The 22,977-nt window shown below is 38.5% G+C and carries 15 protein-coding genes; 7 read left to right on the top strand and 8 right to left on the bottom strand.

Features of this window, described 5'->3' with window-relative positions:
- Positions 1-4 precede the first annotated feature (4 nt).
- A complete protein-coding gene (locus CYP28_RS03400; protein WP_343219158.1) occupies positions 5-3,031 on the top strand; it encodes a S8 family serine peptidase in 3,027 nt (1,008 codons plus the stop codon).
- Between the two features lie 43 nt (positions 3,032-3,074).
- Here the strand turns inward: CYP28_RS03400 and ilvA are convergent, their stop codons facing one another.
- Genes ilvA through CYP28_RS03370 form a run of 6 tightly spaced genes read right to left on the bottom strand, consistent with a single transcriptional unit; the run spans position 3,075 to position 11,706 of the window.
- Positions 3,075-4,286 (bottom strand): threonine ammonia-lyase, encoded by a 1,212-nt coding sequence (gene ilvA, locus CYP28_RS03395; RefSeq protein WP_103593086.1) that lies wholly within the window; start codon positions 4,284-4,286, stop codon positions 3,075-3,077.
- A gap of 21 nt (positions 4,287-4,307) precedes the next feature.
- Positions 4,308-5,411 (bottom strand): tRNA (uridine(54)-C5)-methyltransferase TrmA, encoded by a 1,104-nt coding sequence (gene trmA / locus CYP28_RS03390; protein ID WP_103593085.1) that lies wholly within the window; start codon positions 5,409-5,411, stop codon positions 4,308-4,310.
- A 2-nt stretch (positions 5,412-5,413) separates the two neighbouring features.
- Positions 5,414-7,108, bottom strand: coding sequence for a Na+/H+ antiporter NhaC family protein (locus tag CYP28_RS03385; RefSeq protein ID WP_103593084.1), 1,695 nt, complete (start codon positions 7,106-7,108; stop codon positions 5,414-5,416).
- A gap of 9 nt (positions 7,109-7,117) precedes the next feature.
- Positions 7,118-7,864 carry an SDR family NAD(P)-dependent oxidoreductase gene (locus tag CYP28_RS03380; protein ID WP_103593083.1) on the bottom strand — a complete coding sequence of 249 codons (747 nt, stop codon included), beginning with the start codon at positions 7,862-7,864 and terminating at the stop codon, positions 7,118-7,120.
- Between the two features lie 8 nt (positions 7,865-7,872).
- On the bottom strand, positions 7,873-9,084 hold the full coding sequence (locus CYP28_RS03375; RefSeq protein WP_103593082.1) for an ankyrin repeat domain-containing protein: 1,212 nt from the start codon (positions 9,082-9,084) through the stop codon (positions 7,873-7,875).
- Between the two features lie 36 nt (positions 9,085-9,120).
- Entirely contained in the window at positions 9,121-11,706 is a 2,586-nt protein-coding gene (locus CYP28_RS03370) for a bifunctional aconitate hydratase 2/2-methylisocitrate dehydratase (protein ID WP_103593081.1), read from the bottom strand.
- Positions 11,707-11,834: 128 nt separating this feature from the next.
- Between CYP28_RS03370 and CYP28_RS03365 the strand changes: the two genes are divergently transcribed.
- On the top strand, positions 11,835-12,293 hold the full coding sequence (locus CYP28_RS03365) for a methylated-DNA--[protein]-cysteine S-methyltransferase (protein WP_103593080.1): 459 nt from the start codon (positions 11,835-11,837) through the stop codon (positions 12,291-12,293).
- Between the two features lie 640 nt (positions 12,294-12,933).
- On the opposite strand, the gene lon is transcribed toward CYP28_RS03365, so the two are convergent.
- On the bottom strand, positions 12,934-15,351 hold the full coding sequence (lon, locus tag CYP28_RS03360; RefSeq protein ID WP_103593079.1) for an endopeptidase La: 2,418 nt from the start codon (positions 15,349-15,351) through the stop codon (positions 12,934-12,936).
- 8 nt (positions 15,352-15,359) lie between these two features.
- Positions 15,360-16,007 (bottom strand): outer membrane protein assembly factor BamD, encoded by a 648-nt coding sequence (locus tag CYP28_RS03355; protein WP_072594822.1) that lies wholly within the window; start codon positions 16,005-16,007, stop codon positions 15,360-15,362.
- Between the two features lie 112 nt (positions 16,008-16,119).
- Here CYP28_RS03355 and fliW point away from each other — a divergent pair, with 112 nt between their 5' ends.
- From fliW to CYP28_RS03330, 5 genes are all read left to right on the top strand, one after another.
- A complete protein-coding gene (gene fliW / locus CYP28_RS03350; protein ID WP_021090460.1) occupies positions 16,120-16,503 on the top strand; it encodes a flagellar assembly protein FliW in 384 nt (127 codons plus the stop codon).
- Positions 16,504-16,564: 61 nt separating this feature from the next.
- Positions 16,565-20,782, top strand: coding sequence for a hypothetical protein (locus tag CYP28_RS03345; protein ID WP_141089913.1), 4,218 nt, complete (start codon positions 16,565-16,567; stop codon positions 20,780-20,782).
- Entirely contained in the window at positions 20,776-21,471 is a 696-nt protein-coding gene (locus tag CYP28_RS03340) for a type II secretion system protein (RefSeq protein ID WP_103593077.1), read from the top strand. Before CYP28_RS03345 ends, CYP28_RS03340 begins: the two co-directional genes overlap by 7 nt.
- Entirely contained in the window at positions 21,468-22,484 is a 1,017-nt protein-coding gene (locus CYP28_RS03335; RefSeq protein WP_242047007.1) for a type II secretion system protein, read from the top strand. Before CYP28_RS03340 ends, CYP28_RS03335 begins: the two co-directional genes overlap by 4 nt.
- A complete protein-coding gene (locus CYP28_RS03330; RefSeq protein WP_103593076.1) occupies positions 22,484-22,906 on the top strand; it encodes a hypothetical protein in 423 nt (140 codons plus the stop codon). Before CYP28_RS03335 ends, CYP28_RS03330 begins: the two co-directional genes overlap by 1 nt.
- The last annotated feature ends 71 nt before the right edge of the window (positions 22,907-22,977 follow it).

Below are 22,977 nucleotides of genomic sequence, written 5' to 3'. Positions count from 1 at the left end.
GCGTATAAATGCGGCTATCGCGTATGCTCTTGGAGCGACAGGTGAAGGTGTAACGCTTGGCGTTATGGACTCTGGCGCATTACTTAGCCACCCTGAACTTAGTGACGGTAGGATAAGCGCACTAAAAATTTCTGGCAGCTACTACAAAGATGGACAAAAATATCCAGATACTGAGCACGGCAACTCTCCTTTTTTAAAAAAAGGAAGCACTGACAAAAACAGAGCTGACTTTGGCGACTTTAAAAAAGGTGAAAAATTTGAAGCTGATGGCAACTGGATCGCTGGCGTAAATGACTCACACGGTACGCACGTAGCTGGTACAATTGCTGGCTCAAGAGATGGCAAAGGGATGCATGGTGTAGCGTTTGGCTCAAAACTTATAGTAGGAAATACTGGCGGAACCGACGGTATGACATATGGACCAAACCAAGACTACAACTTCTTTTTAGCATCTTATGAGGGACTAGCCAAAGGTGGCGCAAGAGCTATAAATAATAGCTGGGGTTCAAACCGAAAATTTTATAAAGCTTATGAGGGAGCAACTGGATTTGATGGCGGCAATAGCTTAGACATAAAAGACCTTGACGCAGCCTATAAAAGCTACTATCCATTTGTCACAAATGGTAAAAATTTCTTAGATGCCGCTTATGAAGTCGCCAAAAAATACGGCATCATTCAAGTCTTCACTGCCGGAAATAGAAATGGCATGAAAGAGTCATACACAAGAGCAATGCTTCCATATTTTCGTCCAGATGCTGAAAAATACTGGATAAATGTTACTGGAATGGCAGATGGCAATACACAATACTTTAACACCGCAGGACACTCAAAATGGTGGAGTATCGCAGCACCTGGTAAAAGCATAAAATCAAGCACGGTTGATCCTAAAAATGGAGAAGCTGGTTACGATAGCTGGGATGGTACATCAATGGCAGCTCCACACGTCACTGGCGCACTTGGTCTTGTCATGCAAAGATATCCATATATGAGCAACTCTCAAGCAAGAGATGTTTTACTAACTACAGCAAGACAAGTTAGAGATGAGTTTAAAAAGCCAGCCGATACAAGAAGAATTTCTGGTTTTACTGCGCCACTTGGCGTACCTGATGAGCGCTGGGGCTGGGGAGCACTTGATATGTCAAAGGCTATGTTTGGACCAGGACAGCTACTAGGCGTATTTGATGTAAGTCTAGACACAGATGATCTTTACTCAAACAATATCAGTGATGTAGCTATAAAATACAGAAAGACTGAAGATGAGGCAGAGGCAAAAATTTGGGCTAATCGCAAGGCTGAGCTTGAGAAAATGTCAAATTTGACAGCTGAGCAAAGGGCTGAACTTGATATAGGTAACGCTAGAGAAAAAGCGAGAGAACAAAGAGCTAGCGAAGGCTATGAAGGAACTCTTATTAAGAGAGGTCTAGGCACTCTAAAACTAGCAGGCACCAACTCATACACTGGCAAAACCATAATAAAAAGTGGCAAGATCACAGCGCTAAATCAATCACTAAAATCAAGCGAAGTAGTAGTTGAAAATGGCGGTGCACTTGAGATTGTTAAAGAGATGAGTGTTAGGGAGATTGATAGAAATAGATTTTCTCAAAAGCTATCTTTTAAAGATGTAACTAGAAAAAGTACAAGTGACACAGTAAAAGCTACTATAAAAACAGGTGGTAGTTATATCATCTCAAATAATGCAGCAAATTTAAATCTAAATTTTGAGAAGAACTCTATCATAGATATAAGTAAGCCAGATGTAGATGTCATGAAAAGACTATATGATGATGGCTCAAAGGCAAAAACTTATGCTGTAACTGGAAATTTTAGTGGCTACAACGACACCATCTCAAAAAAATACGCATTTTTTGACCTTACTAGAAATTATAGTGACAACAAGCTAGAGCTAACACTCAAAAAATCAAAAAATACAATAACAAGTATAGCAGCTAGCGACGGCCAAAAAAGAGTAGCACAGCTCATAGAGAGCACTGCTAGCAGACCAGCACTCCTTGCTTCGCCGTTTAGAAGTAGACCAGCAGTCATCACGAGCGACCTATATAGGCACTTCATCTACGCTACTCCAAAAGAAGCAAGTGATACGCTAAAAACATTTGCAAATAATGCAAATTTAGCTCAACATAATGCATTTTTACTAGAAAACATCTTGCTCAAAAATGCAATCATCAACCATGAATTTGATCCATTCAGTGCAAAAGCAATCGATGCAAGTGGCATGAAATTTTGGTCAAATACCATGGCTAACGCTATGAAATTTGATGATGTAAAAGCAAACTCACTTACTCAGCTTTTTGGATTTGACGGCAATGTAAATGATGTTTTCACACTTGGTGGCGTGCTTGGTGCTAGCAACGAAAAAGTAAAAGAAGATGGCGAAAATGCTTACAAAACAAAAGGCACAAGCATCGGTATCTACGGAAAAAGCCAAATTTCTAGCACAAAGCTAGACCTTGGCCTCATATACACAAATGCAAAACGCAAAACGCAAAATGGTGCTACAATAGCTAGCTTTTACTCAAATGAGCATGTAAAAAGCAAAGAAAAAGCACTTACTACTTACGCAAATTTGGCACTAACTAGCTTTAACAGTACAAATTTCTCACTAAATCCTTATGTGGGCGCAAGCTATCTACGTATGAAAACTGATAGCACTAGCCAAAATGTAGGAATTTTTAGAATGGACGTTGATGAAAAAGCTAGAAATTTAGGCATATTTAGCTTAGGCTTAAATCCTAGTGTGCCATTTAGCCTTGGTAGTACAAAGATGAAACTTGAAGCAGATGTAGCCTACAATAGACTAGTTGGCGATACGAGACCAAATATCGGCGTAAATATCGCAAATGCTGGATACTTGGAACTTGAAGGAAAAGAGGTGCGCGATCTTGGCACAGCTAGCCTTGGTGTAAAAGCAAATGTTTATAAAAATATAAATTTAGGTCTATCTTACACAGGTGCTTTTGCTAAAGACGTGAAGTCAAACAGTCTAAATGCGAAATTTGAGATACTGTTTTAGTAGAAGTTATGCTCGCTACTTTAAATAGTAGCGAGCCATTAAATTAAAATAGTTGAGTGAAAGAAAAACCGTTTTTAGTAAGAACTTCTTTGATCTTTTCTTGATGTTCAAGACCCTTTGTCTCAAGCGTGATCGTAATGCTTGCATCGCCGTAGTCAAGCTTGGTAGAGAAGCGGTCGTAGTCGATTTTCACGATGTTTGCGTTTGCTGATTTTAGGCTATCAGTTAGACTCATGAGAGCTCCTGGCTTATCCACAAGCGTTATTTGTAGTGTCATCTTGCGGTGAGACTTGATAAGACCCTTTTCAATGATAATAGAAAGCACCTGTACGTCGATATTTCCGCCACTTAGTACTACGCCTATCTTTGCGCCTTTTTTAAATTTGATCTTATCATGCATAAGTGCTGCCACGCCAGCTGCGCCAGCTCCCTCAACTACGATCTTTTGAGTCTCTAGCAAAAACAAAATCGCAGTCGCGATCTCCTCGTCATCGACTTGTACAAACTCATCCACGCACTCTACAATATTTGCCAGTGTGATCTCGCTCGCATCACGCACAGCGATACCGTCAGCTATGGTGCGGACCGATTTTGAGTTTATGCTCTTTTTAGCGCCGTAGCTGTTAAACATAGCTGGAGCACCCTTTGCACCAACGCAGATTACTTTTGTCTTTGGATTGACCTGCTTTATACAACTAGCCACACCACTAGCTAATCCTCCGCCACCAACTGGGACGATGACTATATCAAGGTCGCTTATCTCATCAAGCATCTCAAGCCCCACAGTGCCCTGCCCCGCCATGACGTACTCGTCGTTAAATGGATGAACAAAGGTCATACCCTTATCTTTGGCGTAATTAACCGCAAAAGCGTACGCCTCATCGAAATTATCACCTTTTAAAATAACCTCTGCGCCAAGGTCTTTCGTACCAGCAACCTTTAGAAGCGGGGTTGATTCTGGCATAATGATGCAAGCGTGTACGCCAAATTCTTTTGCGCTTATAGCTACACCTTGAGCGTGGTTGCCAGCACTTGCAGCCACGACACCACGCCTTCTCTCCTCATCACTTAGGCTAGCTATTTTATTGTAAGCGCCTCTTATTTTATAAGCTCCGGTTCGTTGTAAATTTTCCTCTTTTAGATAGATGCTTGCTCCCAAATTTTTACTAAGTTTTGCACTCAGAGCAAATGGAGTTTTATTTACGAAATGACCGATCGTGATCTTTGCTTGGATAATTTTATTTAGTGAAACCATTTTTATTTTTCCTTTTTTAAATTATTCTTTTGCCCTTAGTAGCACGCCACACTCGATGTGATGAGTATTTGCAAACTGATCAAAAATGGCAAATTTTATCACTTTATGGCTTTTACAAAGCTCATTTAAATTTTCTTTTAGAGTCTCTGGATTGCACGAGATATAGATGATATTTTTAAAATTTTTGATGAAATTTATGACACTTTCGCTTAGTCCTGCACGAGGCGGATCAACAAGGACGTGAGAGAAGTTAAAATTGCTTAAATTTATATTCTTGAGCCTATTAAATTCCCTAACGCCAGCAAATGCACTCATAAGCTCATCAGCGTCCATACGCAAAAATTTGATATTTTCTGCCCCATTTAGCTCGCAGTTTTTAAGGGCATTTGCGATCGAGCTCTTTGAAATTTCAGTGGCAAGGACATTTTTAAATTTAAACGAAAGCGGAATGGTAAAATTTCCATGTCCGCAGTAGAGCTCAAGAAGGTCAGCACCGCCTTGTACGCACTCTTTTGCCCAAGCTATCATCTTTTCATTTACGGCTCTATTTGGCTGGATAAAGGCATTTTCAGATAGGCTAAATTTATAAATTTCACCACCAACATCTAGCTCATCGATCAAATTTAGCTCACCACTTAGTAGCTTTTGCCCACGCGATCTAGCAAGTATGGTGACGTCAAGCTTGCTAGCTAGAATTTTCATAGCCGCTTCAAACTCGCCATCAAGCCTTTTATGGTAAAGAAGTGTGACCAAAATACCGCTTTTACAAGAGATAAATTCTACGCCAAAAAGCTTTGCGCGCAGTATTTCGTTCTCTTGCAAGTTATAAAGCAAGCTTGGCATGAGATCTGAAATTTGCTCGCAGACCTTTGGACAATCATCTATAAAGACTTTTTTGCCCTTTTCGCTTGCATACATCGTATAGCAAAGCTTGCTGCCTTCGTGCCAGATACCAAACTCAGCTCTTGTGCGGTAGTGTTTTGGTGTTGAGCTAAAAACATCAAACTCACCATCATAAAACTCTGAAAAATTTTGTTTTACAAGGTCAGTTTTAAATAAAATTTGCTCATTATAAGGAGTAAAAAGAGTGCAAGAGCCGCACTCTTTTAAATAATTGCAATCCAAATTTATGCTTCTACTTTCTTTCCAACAAATCTAACTAGCGCCCAAATCGCTAAAAATCCGCAAGGAAGCGCGATCCAAACGCTAAGACCAAGTGCAACCGGCAAGTAACCAACTAGCACACAAACCGCACAAACGCTAAGCGCATAGACCATTTGAGTCGATACGTGATCGATATGATTACATCCTGCACCCATTGATGAAAGGATCGTAGTATCCGATATCGGTGAGCAGTGATCGCCAAAGATCGCACCTGTAAGCACGCCTGAAATATTTACGATCATATAAGCGTGCATTGCATCGCCCTCTAGGCCGTAGTTTTTGCCGACAGCATAAGCTAGTGGGATAGCAAGAGGCATTAAAATACCCATTGTGCCATAGCTTGTTCCAGTTGAGAAGCTGATAAACGAACCAAGGATAAAAACAGCCACTGGCAATATAAATTTAGGTGTTGAAGAGCTTAATAAATCAACCAAATATCTTGATGTGCCAAGCTCTTTTATAACAGCACTAAGACTCCACGCAAGAAGCAAAATCACAACTGTAATTATCATAGTTTTCCAGCCTTTTACCCATGTGCTGATAGCCTCTTTTACGTCAAAAATTTTACGCCAAACGCCCATTGTGATAGCTACGATACTAGCAAGTAGTGCTGCTTGAAATAGCGATGTAGCTGAGTCTGCTGCACCAAAAGTATCTTTAAAAGTAGAAAATGAAAGTGGATTAGCAAGTGCATTTTTAAGAGTATCGCCCTCAAGTGCAGCAAGACCACTAAAGTAAAAACTAGTAAATGCGCCAATGACCAGCACAAGAAGTGGCACAACAGCATTTGCAGCACTTAATTTTACGCCCTCTTTTGGCTCAAGTGTTTTATCTTCAAGATCTTGGATTTGAGTTTTACCTGAGTGAAGCTCGCCTCTTCTAGCACGTCTTTCAGCTAATAGCATTGGTCCGTATTCACGTTGCATCAAGGCGGTACAAACTATGAAAAATAGTATAAAAAGGTTATAAAATCTATATGGAATTGTCTCGATAAATATAGAATAAGCGTTAATACCAGTCTCTCCAACTAGCTCATAGCCCTTTTCAATGAGTGAAACCTCAAGGCCAACCCATGTCGAGATGATAGCAATACCAGCGATCGGTGCTGCAGTAGCATCGATGATAAAAGCTAGTTTTTCGCGACTTATTTTAAATTTATCACTTATTGGTCTCATAATTGGACCTACTATTAGAGCATTTGCATAGTCATCAAAAAATACAAAAATTCCCATCAGCCACGTTGAAATTTGAGCTGAAATGCCGCTTTTTGCCTTTTTGCTAAGCCAAAGAGCAACCGCCTTTGTGCCACCCATCTTTGTAATGAGTGCGACCACACCACCGATACAAAGCACTTGAAGTAAAATTCCTGAATCAGTCTTATCAGCCATTGATTCAACGACTCTTGAAACGATGCCAGTAAAGCCTTTTACGATACCCATAAAGATGTTTTCATTGATGATATTTATGAGAAACGTTCCGCTAAAAACACCTATAAATAGCGATAAGATGACGTCTTTTGTGATAAAAGCAAGTGCTATTGCCACAACAGGCGGTATAAGCGTGAATACGCCATAAATTTCAGCATTTCTCTTTGCCACTTCTGGATCGACACCAAAAAGCGCAACGCTAAAAAAAAGTAATAATAAAATTTGTCTCACAAGAACTCCTTAAAATTTTTCTATCGCAAGCCCAGCCCAAGTCTGCGTATTTGCCATGACTTCGACTCTATTTATATTGACACTTCCAGGCATATTTAGACAATTTACCAAAATCGTCGCGATATCCTCAGATGTGATGAAATTTGTATTTTCATAAAGGCTATCTGCCTTTGCCTTATCTCCCCTAAACCTAACCTCGCTAAATTCAGTCTTACAAAGCCCTGGCTCAATGTTTGTCACCCTGATATTTGTACCGACTAGATCGTTTCTTAAATTTAAACTAAACTGCTTTACAAAGGCCTTTGTGGCACCATAAACGTTACTTCCAGGATATGGCCATGAGCCAGCTGTCGAGCCAATATTAAAGATATAGCCCTTTTCTTGCTTGTAAAGTAGTGGCAAAACCGCCTTTGTCGAGTAGATAAGACCCTTGACGTTGGTGTCTATCATCGCCTCAAAGTCCTCTACCTTCGCATCTATCGTCTTTTCGAGTCCAAGCGCCATGCCAGCGTTATTTACAAGCACTTCGATGTCTTTAAAATTTTCAGGCAAGCTATCAACCGCTTTAAAAACAGCCTCTTTATCGCGTATGTCAGCTACGATGATATGCGTATCGCCAAGCTCTGTTGCAAGCTTCTTTAGCCTATCTTCTCGCCTTGCAAGAGCGACTATCTTGTAGCCCTCTTTTGAGAGTCTTCTGGCGATCGCCTCGCCAAATCCAGATGTTGCACCAGTTACAAAAGCTGTCTTTTTCATGATTTTTCCTAATTGAAATTTGGCTTTAAACCCAAATTTTCTAAAAATTTGATCGTCTTTTCATTTTGTTCTTTCATGGCATAGTCAAGCGCATTAAATCCAGCGTCATCAGTGGCATTAATATCAGCACCATTATCCATCAAAAGCTTTAAAATTTCTGGCGTTGCATGAGCTGCTGCATGCATAAAAACGCTTCTATTTGTATGCTCTAGACCGCATGTATCTTCAATTTGCGTCATACCCAAATTTATCATATTCATCTTGGTATTTTCATCTATGTAGCTCTCGTTGGCATTGGCACCATTTTTTAGCAAAAGCTCACAAAGCGCTCTGTCATCAAACTGTACAGCATAAAAAAGCACACTTTTTCCAAAAAAATTTTTGTGATTTACATCGGCTTTGTTTGCAAGTAAAATTTTTACGTTTTCTATATTTTTTAAAGCAAAAAATAGCGGCGTCTCATCGCCCAAATTCACATCGGCCCCACGCCTTATGATCTCTTTTATCATGTCGCTACTTTTTTCGTTTAAAAGTGCGATATTAAGTAAATTTGTAAGCTCAGCGGTACTGAAATTTTTTGAGTAAAGTAATTTTGCCAACTCATCGGAATTTATCCTTTGAGCCATTATATTTTGCTCAGGTGTTAAAATTTTAGCTTTATTTATATTTTTGCCAACACTAAATGTCAAAAACTCATTTACTACGCTGGTTGCATAGTAGGCTGCACTTGCAGTATCAAGTCCCAGGCTTTCATAAAATTTTACAAGCGGAGTTTGAGCATTTTTGTAAGCTTCGATAAATTTTTTATATTTTAAAAAATTAAACAAGCTCTCGTTTGCCCAGTATCTAAGATACTCCATTCTAGCGTCTTTTTTACTCTCAGCAACCTCTGGCTCTGCAAGCTCTTTTGCGTAAAATTCAGGCGCAAATGACGCTTTTAGCAAAAGCCATCTAAGCTTGTTTAAATTTTCTTTATAAACTCTATCACCAACGCAGCTTTGAGACTCACTTCTTACAGCCACGCTCGCATCAAAAAGCTCTTTCACCTCTTTTAAATTTAAAAGCGAACCATCACAGTAAAATAGCCCCTCATTCGCATAAGCAAGATCGTTTGGAGTAGTTTTAAAGCTCTCTTTTTTGGAAAGATCACTGCACTCTAAAGCGTGTAAATTTATAAAAGAACAAATGCTAAAAAAGAGAAAAAAAACTACTTTTTTCATCAAAGCTCCTTAAAATTTCGCGATATTGTAACAAATTTATATGCTAAACTCGCTTATTTCATTAAAATTTAGATATTTATAAATTTCATCTTTATTTAAGCTAAGGCTATCTTTTACTATCTTTTTATATTCATCTACACTTGGTAAACGCCCAAGTAGCGCACAAACAGCGGCTAGCTCGGCACTTCCTAGATAGACCTTCGCGCCCATACCCATTCTGTTATCAAAATTTCTAGTCGAGGTAGAAAAGACAACGGCATTGTCATTAACTCTTGCTTGATTGCCCATGCAAAGCGAACAGCCTGGCACCTCTGTCCTTGCATTTAATCTTTTAAAAATTTCATAAACGCCTTCATCTTCAAGTGTGCTTTTATCCATCTTTGTTGGTGGCGCGATCCAAAGCCTAGTTGTAAGCTTGCTCTCACGCTCCAAAATTCTAGCGAGCGCCCTGTAATGGCCGATATTTGTCATACAGCTCCCCACAAAAACTTCATCGATCTTATGCACCCTAGAGTCATCAGCTAAAATTTCACTTAGCGTTGCCACATCGTCCGGATCATTTGGACACGCCAAAATCGGCTCATCTATCTGCGATAAATCGATCTCTAAAATTTCAGCGTATTTTGCATCTTTATCGGCTCTTAAAAGAGTTGGATTTTCAAGCCATTTTTGCATTTTTTCTTTTCGTCTAAGCAGAGTCTCACGGCTCTCGTAACCAGCTTTTATCATCGCGTCAATTAGTGCAACGTTTGAGCGAACATACTCCACGACACTATTAACGCTCAAATTTACCACACAAGCCGCGGCCGAGCGTTCAGCTGAAGCATCACTTAGTTCAAATGCCTGCTCTACTTTTAAGTTCTCAAGACCTTCTATCTCTAAAATTTTACCCGCAAAAATGTTCTTTTTATCTTTCTTCTCAACGCTTAAAAGCCCTTTTTTGATCGCAAAATACGGTATCGCATTTACAAGATCCCTAAGCGTCACGCCCTCTTTTAGCTCGCCTTTAAATTTGATCAAAACCGACTCTGGCATATTTAGTGGCATCATCCCAAGTACCGCTGCAAACGCCACTAGGCCGCTGCCCGCTGGAAAACTAATGCCAATAGGAAATCTCGTGTGACTATCGCCGCCAGTGCCCACCGTGTCAGGTAGAACCATGCGGTTTAGCCACGAGTGGATGACGCCATCACCTGGCTTTAGGCTCACGCCGCCGCGTAAATTTATAAATTTTGGCAAGCTCTCATGCATCACAAGATCACTTGGCTTTGGATAAGCGGCCGTGTGGCAAAAGCTTTGTAGAACAAAATCCGCGCCAAAACTAAGGCTAGCAAGCTCTTTTACCTCATCTCTAGTCATCGGCCCTGTCGTATCTTGCGAGCCAACAGTTAAAATTTCTGGCTCTACATAAGCCCCAGCTCTAACGCCAGCAACACCGCAAGCTTTGCCGACCATCTTTTGAGCCAGCGTGTAGCCACCGCCCTGCTCTTTTGGCTGATCTGGCTTTATAAAAATTTGCTCCTCGCCAAGCCCTAGAGCCTCTCTAGCCTTTTTGGTCACTTGGCGTCCTATCATAAGTGGTATCCTTCCACCTGCTCTTATCTCATCGCTTAGAGTATTTGGGTTTAGCTTGAAATTTGCCACGAGCTTTTTCTCGCCGCCAATAAGCTTATAAATTTCGCCTTTAAATGGCCAAATTTCTATCTCATCGCCCATTTCTAGCTCATTTACGTTTGCAACTATCGGCAGTGCGCCGCTGTCTTCAGCAGTGTTGAAAAATATCGGAGCTATGGTCGTGCCGATCACGATGCCACCTGTTTTTTTGTTTGGCACGCCCTCTATCTCATCGCCTAAGTGCCACTGGATAGAGTTTATACCGCTCTTTCTGCTGCTGCCAGTGCCGACCACGTCGCCAACATACGCCACGCTCTTGCCGCGACTTTTTAGCTCTTTTAATATCTCCAAACCCTCTGGCATCTTTTTAACGAGCATAGCCTTTGCGTGAAGCGGTATATCAGCCCTTGTGTATGCCTCACTAGCTGGGCTTAGATCATCAGTATTTGTCTCGCCAGGCACCTTAAAAACTACTGCCTTTATGCACTCATCAAGTGGCTTTTTATGCCTAAACCACTCCGCATTTGCCCAAGAAGCAAGCACCTCTTTTGCAAATTTATTGCTATTTGCTAGCTTTGTTATCTCGTCAAAGTGTTCATGCACCAAAATGATATTTTTTAGCTCATTTGCCGCAGCTTGTGCGATATCTTCATCGCTATTTTTTAGCGCTCGCACCAAAATTTCTACGTTATATCCGCCAAGCATCTTGCCTAAAATTTTAATGGCACGCATCGCGTCAAGGCCGTTAACAGCAAACCCGTCTATTACTTCACCAAGAAATACTGCCTTTATCTTCGCTGCGTCGTCAACGCCAGGATTGATACGAGTTTCAAGCAAACTTATAAGAAATTTTAGCTCGCTTTGTGTCTTTTCATCGCCACTAGACTTGCTGGCAAGCTTGATTAGCTCGCAAACTTCACTTGTTTGCTTGGCGTTTAGCGCAAGCGGTGGCACGCCCTCTTTTTCTCGCTCGCTCACGTGTTTTTCGTAGTCGGTAAAAAAGCTCATAAAATTCCTTTGTGGTTTTTTGCTCGTTATTTTTAGTCTAAAAATCGCTAGTTTTGCTTGCATTTTATCAAAAAGCAAAACAAACTAAAGTAAAATTTGCCCAAATTTTCAAATTTCAAGGAGCAAATGTGTCAAAAGCTTACCTAAAATCGCCTATCGGAATTTTGGAGATCATCACTAGTGAAAATGGAATTTGTGAGATAAATTTTGTAGATAAATTTGAAAAAATAGCGGTAAAAGATGAAAATTTAAGGCTTTGCCTTGATGAGCTAGAGGCTTATTTTAAGGGTGAGCTTAAAAAATTTAGCATTAGACTTGATATAAAAACAACTAATTTTAGAGCAAAAATTTACGAGGCTTTACAAAAAGTACCATACGGGGAAACGACCACATACGCAGCCCTTGCACTTGCCGTAGGTCATAAAAATGCCTACCGAGCAGCAGGATCAGCCAATGCTAAAAATCCAGTGCCTATCATCGTCCCTTGTCACAGAGTGCTAGCTATCAGTGGGCTTGGCGGATACTCTGGCGGAGATGGTCTACCAACTAAAATTTGGCTTTTAGAGCATGAAGCAAAGCATAAATAGCTAAAAATTTACAGCAAAATAAAAGTCCATAAAATTTTAAAATTTACAAGCGAACATTTTTAAAATTTATCAGAGTATTTGAAACGCATGCAGTGCTTTAGCGCCATTGAATGCACCTTGAACGTGAGTGATTTAGCAGATTTAAAAAGTAAAATAAGAGGACGGCCTCGTAATTTGAGTCCTCTTGTCTCTCTTTTGAATAAAAAGGAATTTACAAATTTAATCAAGCCGTCTTTACAAATTTTAAAACTTCATTCACTTGCAAGAGCTGACTACTAAAATCTGAACTTACTACTTAGCTCAAATTTTAGAGCCAAAATTACTCGTTTATGAAATTTTAAAATTTACTTGACACTCACTTGATTTAATAAAGCAAATTTACAAATTTTAAAACTTTACTCACTTGTCTTAGCAACTTACCAAATTCAGGTTTCATTATTTGCTTGTCACTGAATTTAGAAGCGTGATATACTCGCTCATAAATTTTAAAATTTATTTTTCTTTAGTGTGCTGTATGTGATTATATTGTTTAAATTATTAATTGTTTTTATGCGTTATATGGCTTTTTGTTTGGATTTTAGGATCGCCAAAATTTATAAATTTCCCTAGCCCAAAATGAGATGTAGGGCTAGAGTAAGGATTATTTTTTAGCTACAAGAGCGTTTTTTAGCACGTCATCGATCGTATCTACGGCGATGATCTTCATGTCAGCTTTTACTTCGGCTGGGATATCTACTAGGTCGCGGTCATAGTTTTTGCGAGGTATCAGAGCGGTTTTGATGCCAGCTTTGTGAGCGGCGATTAGCTTCTCTTTTAGCCCACCGATAGGTAAAACTCTACCAGTTAGCGTAATCTCACCAGTCATTGCTATGTCGTGTCTTACCTTTGTGTCGGTTAGTATAGATGCGATCGCGGTTGCCATCGTGATGCCAGCACTTGGTCCATCTTTTGGTACAGCGCCCTCTGGTACGTGCAAGTGAAGATCATAGCGCCTATAAACATCGCTAGCTTCGAGCTTGCGCTTGTCGTCATCTAGTTTTGGCACGATTGCCATTGGTACTTTTAGTTTTTTGTTATCGATCAGCACTTTAACGACGCTAAATGCGATGTGAGCACTCTCTTTCATTACATCACCTAGCTGACCGGTGATTTGCATGCTGCCTTTACCCTGGATCCTTATAGCCTCGATCCTTAGTACGTCGCCTCCAACGCTAGTCCACGCTAGGCCATTTACTAAGCCGATCTGATCTTTTTTATCAGCTGGCTCTATCTCATAGACCTTTTTCTCTAAAAATTCTTTTAAATTTTTAGCCGTAACGCTGATCTTGCCCTCATTTTTTTTGGTGAGGATATTTTTGGCGACTTTTCTTAATATATCAGCGATCCTACGACGTAAATTTCGCACGCCACTCTCTCTTGTGTAGTCGCTGATAATTAGCTCAAGCGCCTCTTTACTGATGCTCACATCGCTTGGTTTTAGGCCGTGCTTTTTAAGCTCCTGAGGCAATAGATATTTTTTAGCGATCTCAAATTTCTCTTGTGGAGTGTATGAGCTAAGCTCGATAAACTCCATCCTATCTCGAAGTGCGGCTGGTATCATACTCACGTCATTTGCTGTAGCGATGAAAACAATCTTGCTAAGGTCAATATTAAAATTTAGGTAATAATCTCTAAATTTATTATTTTGCTCAGGATCTAAAATTTCAAGTAAAACTGCAGTCGGATCGCCTCTATAGCTTCTTCCAACCTTGTCGATCTCATCTAAGACAACCACTGGATTCATCTGCTTAGCTTCTATGAGCCCTTGCACGATACGCCCTGGCATAGCGCCTATGTAGGTGCGGCGGTGGCCTCTTAGCTCGTTTACGTCCTCGAGTCCGCCAAGAGCGATCCTAACTAGCTCACGCTTTAGCGCCTTTGCGATCGAGTTTGCAAGGCTTGTTTTGCCCACGCCTGGAGGGCCTGCAAAGCATAAAATGGCGCCGTTATTTACCTTTTCGCCAACACCTCTAAGCTCCAAAAGCTCACGCAAAGCAAAATACTCTTCTATCCGCTCTTTTGGTTTTTCAAGACTATAATGATCGGCATTTAGATGCTTGCTCACTTCGGTGATAGAGGACTTTTTCTTAGCTATATTTTCAAATGGAATTTCTAACACCCAATCAAGGTAGCCTTGTAAGGTATTTGCGTCAGCTGAGTCTGGATGCATACGACTAAGTTTATCTATTTGTTTTTTGATCTCTTTGTAGGCGTCCTCGGCCATAAATTTCTTCTTTGCATCAAGCTTTTTGCGGTACTCTTCAAGCTCCTCTTCACGGCTCGTATCCGCTCCAAGTTCGGCTTGGATTTGCTTTAGCTGCTCTTTTAAAAAGTACTCTTTATTTGTCTTGTCGATCTTTGAATGGACTTTATTTTTTATCTCTTTTTGAAGCTTGTTTGCCTCGATCTCTTCGATGACATAGTCGATGAGTTTTAGCAGGCGTTGCTCTAAATTTTCCTCGACAAAAAAGCTATAAGCGATCTGTTTTTTTAGGCGAAGCGCACTTGAAACTAGGTCGCAAACTCTGATCGCCTCAGCACTCTCTTCTATCGTCTTTAAAAGATCAGGCGGAAAAAAGTGGCTAAACTGCGAAAGCTCTCTTACTTTTTCTCTTAAAACTACGATAAGAGCGTCAGTTTTGACCTGCGATGGGCGCTTGACGTGGAGCATATCGACGATGCCACGGAGTGGGTTTATGCCTGATTGTTTTAAAATTTTACCTTTGTCGATGCCCTGAAATAGTACTTTTACGCGTCCATCAGGTAGTGGCACACGGCGCATTATCGTGCCGATCACACCAGCATCATAGATACCATCAAAGTCTCTAGCGCCGTCTTGCTGAGGCTTTGTAGGCACTACAAGGATCGGAGTCTCTTCTTGTATGGCAAGTTCAAGTGCCTTTAAATTTTCATCGTCGCTTAAAAAAAGCGGAGTTATCATAAATGGATATAAAAATAGCTCGTCCTCAACGATGATAGGAATTTCGGTTGGGAAGCCTTTATTTTCGTTTATTTGCAAAATTTCTCCTATTCAAACAGTTTTCTATACCATGCTACATCAGGCTTGATAAGGTCAGAATTTCTAAACGGCGACTCTTCTAGCTTTTGCTCATAAATTTTAGCCGAAACATCACGACCAGTCCTATTGTAAAGATCAGCTATTTGCATATCTAGGAAGTAAAGCGCGAGTTTAAATTTAATAAGCATAGTCTCAATAAGTGGCTTATATTCAGTATTTGGATACATATAAAGAAATTTTTCGATCTCTGTTACGCTATCTTCCATTAGCTTTTGGTTACGGTTTGGCTGAGTAAATGAGTCAAAATTTGCTTTTATCTTTAGATACTGAGCAAACTCTGTTTTTGGGCCGTTATCGCCGTATCTTTTAATGTACTCGTCAAGATAGTGATTTGCCATTAGATACTCTTCATCATTTGCGTGAGCTTGGGCAAGGATAAGTAAAATTTGCTCCAAAAGGGGACTTGCTACGTGTTCGCTTGCCATTGAAACATAGTGTTTATCGGCCGCTTCAAGATCACCATCTTTTATATCAGCGATAACCTGAGCATACCACTCATCAGGAGTTAGATTGTAAAGCTCGGTATATTTTTCAGCACAACCACTAAAAAGCCCCAAAAGAGCCACAACTGCTAGAAATTTAGAAAATCTTTTCATGCTTTTCCTTAAAAAGTTTAAATCCTCGTATTCTACATTTTTTGCTATTATTTTTGTATAAATTTTTTAAAACTATGATAAAATACGGCAACTTTACAAAATAGGAGTTAGTATGATTTTTAGTGTTAAAAGCCCTATTTTAGGCTTTGAGCATATCAAGACGATGGAGTTAATTGAACTTGATAAATTTTTTGTTAAGCTAGCGAGCAAAGATGATGAGACATCTTTTACAATGATAAATCCTTTTGCATTAAGAAGCTACGAATTCGATATTCCAAGCTATTATGAAGATCTTATGGAGATTAAAGAAAGCTCTCAACTTAGAATTTATAACATTATCGTTGTTGCACTCCCGCTTGAAAAATCAACTGTAAATTTTGTAGCTCCTATCGTTTGCAATATGGACAACATGACCTTATCTCAAGTAGTTTTAGACATTGCCAAATATCCTCAGTACGGGCAAGCTGAAATGATAGAAAATTTTATACAAAAATAGTAGCTAAAAGCTTTTAGAAAATCTAAGGAGAGATTTTTTATTGTTATTTAGAGGATTTGTTGTGAAGATAGTATACTTACTCTGTCTTATTGTCACGTTTGGTTTTTGTGCACCCAGAGCTTGTACTACAGCAGAAGCAGCATCTATTGGTTGTAGTGGAGCAAATTATTCTTGCTTTATAGACGCTGAAGAGTACCAAGACAACTCTTCTAAAAATATCCCACATTGTATAAGAAAATCTGATAGAACTTGGACGATAGATACTAACAACTTTGTTTCCGGTGTAGCACAAGATCATTATCACATTTATGCAAGACAATCTTCTCCGTGGGGGTATGAACCATTAATTGGTATGTGGGATGATCACTCTAAAGGCTTAAGACAAAGATCAATAAATGGCAATCTAAATACCAGAGTAAATGGCGATATAGCTACCATTGGTGCTACTATTATGATTCCACAATACACTGGATATAATTTTGTTCCAGATCCATCTAACGTAACAAAAACATCATCTACAGCCGATAGAATATTTTTAAATACTGGTAGTTTTACGTCTAGTAATTACACACTTTGTCAAACAACATATATTTATAATCCTAGCAAGCATCCTTATTGTCAAAATTCATCCTCTTCCACATTTGATTTTAGTGAGAAAAATACCTTTATACAAAATAATTTAAAAGGCAAAAACGTAGTCTATGCAAGGCTTTATTGGGGTGGCTCTCTTTATCAAAACTGGGCAATAAAAAATCTTGGGTCAAATTTATATGTAAGTGCCTTAAATTACATAAAAGGATATAGCAGGATTGATTTTAAAGCTCCTGGAAAGAGTGTAATCACAATAGATGCTGATCCAAAAGATGTCTTTTGGTTTGGTTCATTTAGTGAGTATAAACCAAAATCAATGACTCTTGAATCATATAATCAAAACGAGTCTAATAGCTACTATGTAAAGGCTGGAATAAACTACCAATATGTTGCAAGCGCTGATGTAACAGATATAGTTAGAGACTCTCTTGGTACTAGTGAGTCAGATAGGACATTTTATGCTGGCAATATCAGATCAACTACGATTCCCTTTAGTGATGAATTTATAGACCCAAATGATGGCATATATAAAGTAAACAATTCCACTAATAGAAAATTAAAAAAAACATACGGCACACTACTGTTTTCGCCAGTCCAAGGACAAAATGGCTACTGGATACAATCCATTGCACCACAATTTGCAGCTTGGAGCTTGGTCATCATTTATGACTTTGATGATAAAACTGCCGCAGCAAACAATATAGAGCCAAAGCTTGTTAGTATATTTGATGGATTAGAAAGACTTGCAGCAGACTGGATGAAGTCAAGCGATCCATTTGGTACTGTAAAAAGCTCAACCATAGATGTAAAATTTGAAAATATCTATACACCAAAAGCTGGAAATATAGATGCTTCGCTTACAATGTTTTCCTTTGGTGGCAAGCCAGAAACAAAAGGTGAAGATATCAAGATAAAAAATGGTGGCAGCTATCAGAGTATCACCAGCGGATATAACGCACAAGGCGATCAGTTTAACTCAACTATGACAAAATTTGGGCAACTTATAAATCCAGGTAAAAAATTTCACTCTCAAGCAGACTTAGATATATTTGATATATCGGACAAAATGTCATATGCTCAAAAAGAAGCGGATATAAAATTTACAGTTACAACGATTAAAAGCTCAGGCGGTGCTAATGTCGTAAGTGCTGACCGCATAAATTTAGCTCTAGTTGGCTTTTCTTCTCGTATATACAAACCAGATGTTTGCTATATGGAGTATATTTATGCAAAAAAACCTAGCGATAGTACTTTTACAAAGGTGCAAGAAAATACACCAACGGTAGTGCCAGCAAATACTATTTTAAAAACTTTCGTTGAAGTTACAAATAATACAAATGAAGCCGCCCAAGACTTTGCACTAAAAGCCACAATAGATCCAAGCCAAATTTATAATCCAAACTCAACTTACATATACGCAGATAAAGCATCGCAAGGGCCTAGTGATCTGCTTACTATGTCAGGACAGGTACACTATAACGACAACACAGGCTTGCAGCAATTAAGCGGAAATGACTTAACTTTTTACTTAGGACAAGGTGCAGCTACAAATAAGGGTGGAGAAATGCTAATTCATCAAGGCAACTACGCTTATGCCATATATGAAACGACCCTTAAATCTAAATTTGAGCCAAATAGTTACAAAGCCACGGTCGCAAATGCTGATATAAATTTACAGCCCTATGACACATACATAAGAAGATGTAGCAATCAAAACTACAACATTACTTTAGGCGTTAGTGCCAGTCCAAATAATTTCGTCGCAAGTAATAGACAAGACGATGATTCAGCGACTTTTAAAACTAAATTTAAAAATAGACTTCTAACAAAAATCGTTTCTACGCCATTTAATGTCTATATCACAAACTATGATACGGATGGCAACAAAAAAGTACCAGATGCCCCAGTAGATGTAAAAGTAGAGTTGGTCGAGTCTTGCAGTGCTCCAACAAATTTATATGAACAAGATATAACATTTAATGGCGTAACTGATATTTTGTTGTCAGGCATTAGTATTGATAGAGCCTATAAAAGCGTAAAATTTAGAATTTCTCATCTTGATCCAGTGACAAATACTACAAAGGTTGAATGCGAAAAATTAGATGATTTTGCCATAAGACCAAGTCACTTTAGGCTATGGGATACTGACAAGAATACGATCAATAATAACAATGTTTTAATAGGCGGCAAAGTTTATAATAACATTGCTCTTGCGGCTATGAAACCTCTTGATAGTGGCTTAGCAAATGGTTATATAAATAACATAAGTGGCTCAAATGGAGAGATAAAACTTGTACCAGCATATAGTGCGACTTGCGATCCTAGCATTATAGAGAGCGAGAACAAACTAAGCGTAGATTTTAAGGATCCAAATAAAGCATTAGGTAAAATTTTCCGTCACACATCAAGTGGACCTGTTGGCTTTTCTTACTCAGATATAGGCGATACATATTTTTATGTATTAGACAAAGACTATACAATAACTGATCAGCATACACCATCAAGAGCTGATGATTGTGTAAAAAACTCAATTAGCAACGATCCATCACAAGATACTGCTCAAGAAGGAAGGATCGGATGCAATATAAAGCTAGAAGGTAATAGAGATTATTTATTTAGACCAAAAGATATACAAATAAGCAAGTTAAAGATAACAAAAGATAACGATATAACATATCTTGATAATGAAGGCATACAAAAAGCAAAGCTTGACTTTGAAGTAACTGCTAGGCTGTTTAACGATGACCCTGCAAAGCTTTATAATGAAGATTGCTATGCAAAAAATATGAACTTTGATATAAAGCTAGACAGAGTTCCTTTAAATTTTACAGATAACGATGGCAATGCCGGCACACTAGCAAAAGCAAATGAAGAAATTTTATTTTTTGAAATTCCTGGCTCAAATACTAGAAAAGCAATAGATCCAAGTGCTACAAAATCAACATTTTATGTAGAAAAAAATACTTTTGTAAATGGCGTAGGCAAAGGAGAAGTATATTTTAATTTTGAAAGAAAAGTAAATCATGCTAAAAATCCTTTTACTATTTCAAGTAATGATTTTAGCTTTAGTGGCATGTCAGACAGCACCGATACAGTAAAAAAATATGAAAAACCAGCAACAGAAACGACAGCAAAATTTTACTTTGGTAGGGTTTATGCACCATTTTATGAAGGGCTTTATAGCGGTTTTTATGCCAAAATTTATTATGGTGCCTACTGCGATGGATGCAATAAAAATATCTATATGAAAAATGATGGCAAACTGTGGCAAGACTTTCCAGCTGCACCATTTTGGGCTACCAATCCAAAACATAGCGCAGGAGTACTTAACTATCATGACTTTGGCTTTACAAATACTTACAGCGGCACTGTTTTAAGAAATGATGTAAGCAGTATAAGCAATGGCGAGCAAATAATTTTTATAAGAAACCCGTCGGCAGTTACCGATGTGGCTAAAATGAGAGCACCTAGCTGGCTTCTTTATAGTGAATTTGATGAGAAAACCGAAACAAATAATTTCAATCTAAATTTTCTAGTACCAAATGGCGAATGGGCTGGTAAAGTCCTAAAGAGCAATAACATAGAAGATAAGACAAGCGGCGCAGTTGGAGGTTTTATAGGAGTAAAATCAAATAGTGATAGTAACCTAGATATAAGCGACAAGACAAACAGGAGAATAGAGTGGTAAAAAGGGGCGGCTTTTCATTGATAGAGCTTATCTTGTCAGTGCTTGTAGTAGCCATAGTAAGTGCAAGCCTGCCACTAGCGGTAAGAACTACTTCAAATTTAAGCGAGCAATCCTTAATGCAAGAAGGACTAATGAATGCTAAAACTTATATGTCATTAATATTAAAAGCACCATTTAGCGATCAAGTCTTAATAGCCGGTAAAAATACTATGCCATCATCTATAACGACTCAAGAGGCTATAATTTTTCCACTTATTATCTGCGACCAAGGGGCAAATCCGGATTTTTATGAAAAAAGCGGTGTAAAAGGAGAAGGACATAGGATACTTGCATATCCGGTGCAAAATTCATCTGCATGTGCCACAAGGCCTATTGATTCAAAGCTTCCAGAATCAATCAAAAGCGTAAATTTTAAAGTAAAATCTATCAAAAATTTCAATACCCAAAAATCCATCTCACCAACTGCTAGCACTACTAAACGTGACTTTATCATAGATACAGAAACGACTCCAACCATAACAAATGGAGCTGATAAATTTGTAGTTAGCACTCCTTTAAACGATAGTGACGTTTTACAGATAAAGCTAGATACGACTATGAAAACTACAAAAGAGAGCAAAAGTGTGCTTTATGGATATGCCTTTAACATAGGTGAAAGTAGCACTCTAAGTGTAAAAGAATGGAAATGAAAAAAATAAAAAAAGCTTTTACATTAATTGAGCTAATAATAGTTATCACCGTACTTGGCGTTATCTCACTTATGAGCTTTAATACGCTTATGAATTTATATCAAAACTATTTTCAAAGCAAAGTAATAAACGAACTAGAAACACAAAGCGAAATCGCTCTAGAGCAAATTTCAATGCTACTTAGCCACAGAATCAAGCAAAGCGTTATCGCTAGAAAAAAAAATGGAGATTACCTAGCTCTAAATGATAGTGGTGTAAATTTAAGTAGCGACTTTGAAATTTTAGAATTTATCCCAGCTGCTTATGAGCTATTTGATGGCATAAACGAATATAAAGGAGATGATACTAACGGAGATCCCATCTTTGAAGAAGGTATATATAGTGGATATGTAGATCTTGCAAATAGCTCTATTGCAAATGGATTAAAAAGCCCTGGAAGCAAATTTAATGATGCTTTTAGAAACGGCGTAATGGACTTGACCTGCGAAAATGATAGCAATGAAGAAGATGTAAATAGTGGCTCTAGGTGCATAAATGCCGATAATGAAAATGGTGGTTTAGTAGCGATATTTTCTAGCATACTTTATAGAGTTGGTAGCAGCTTTGGTTATCAAGAAAATTTAGACCAAAGGCACTTAGATATCGCAAAAGTTGGCATACAATCAATCGACACACTTAAGATTTCAAGTGATTTTAAAAATAAAAAAATTTCAGAACAGTATAAACTAGCTTATACAGCCATTGCCATAGCACCAGCTGAGCAAAGTGCCGAGGATATACAAAATGGCTCTTTTGACCTTAAAATTTACTACAATTATAGGCCATGGCTAAATGAAAGCTTTAAAAAATTTAACTCAACATCTACAAAGGATATCAAAGCCGAAAGTGCAACGCTAGCTAAACATGTAACAAGATTTGTCTTTACAGAAAAAAATGGAGTCATCGCGCTAAAGCTCTGCCTTAAAGCAGAAAAATCAGAAATAACCATTTGCAAATCAAAGGCGGTTTATTAATGAGAAAAGGATTTACGTTAATAGCAGCGATATTTTTTCTAGTTGTAGCAGCTTCTATCAGTACTCTTGCCCTTTCGATAGCTAGCACATCAGCTAGACAAAGCAGTGAAATTTATCTAAGGGAGCAAGCACAACTCGTTGCTCAAGCAGCAGCAGAGTATGCGATGTTTGAAATTTTTAGAACCGATTTCTCAAACAAATGCTTAGATAAAGTAAATGGAGGATTTAACGATATGTTCGACTTTAAAGTAAAAATAACTTACTTTGGCGATATTGGTATATGCACTCCACCGACCATTATGCCAGGAACAAACGGAGTCGCAAGTACTGGCAACATGATCTTTGATGTTTTTGTAACATCAAAAGATAAAAAAACGCCAAATCCTATAAATTTTCACAAACGAACTATTCAGAAACTTTAAAATTTTATAAAGATTTTAGTTTAATTTGTTTTTAGTTTTAGCGTGTTATAATCATCTTACTTTCTATAAAG

The organism is Campylobacter concisus (assembly GCF_002914195.1).
Lineage (GTDB): Bacteria > Campylobacterota > Campylobacteria > Campylobacterales > Campylobacteraceae > Campylobacter_A > Campylobacter_A concisus_M.
The sequence above is the reverse complement of the archived record's forward strand: the minus strand, read 5'-3'. Positions and strand labels throughout refer to the sequence as shown.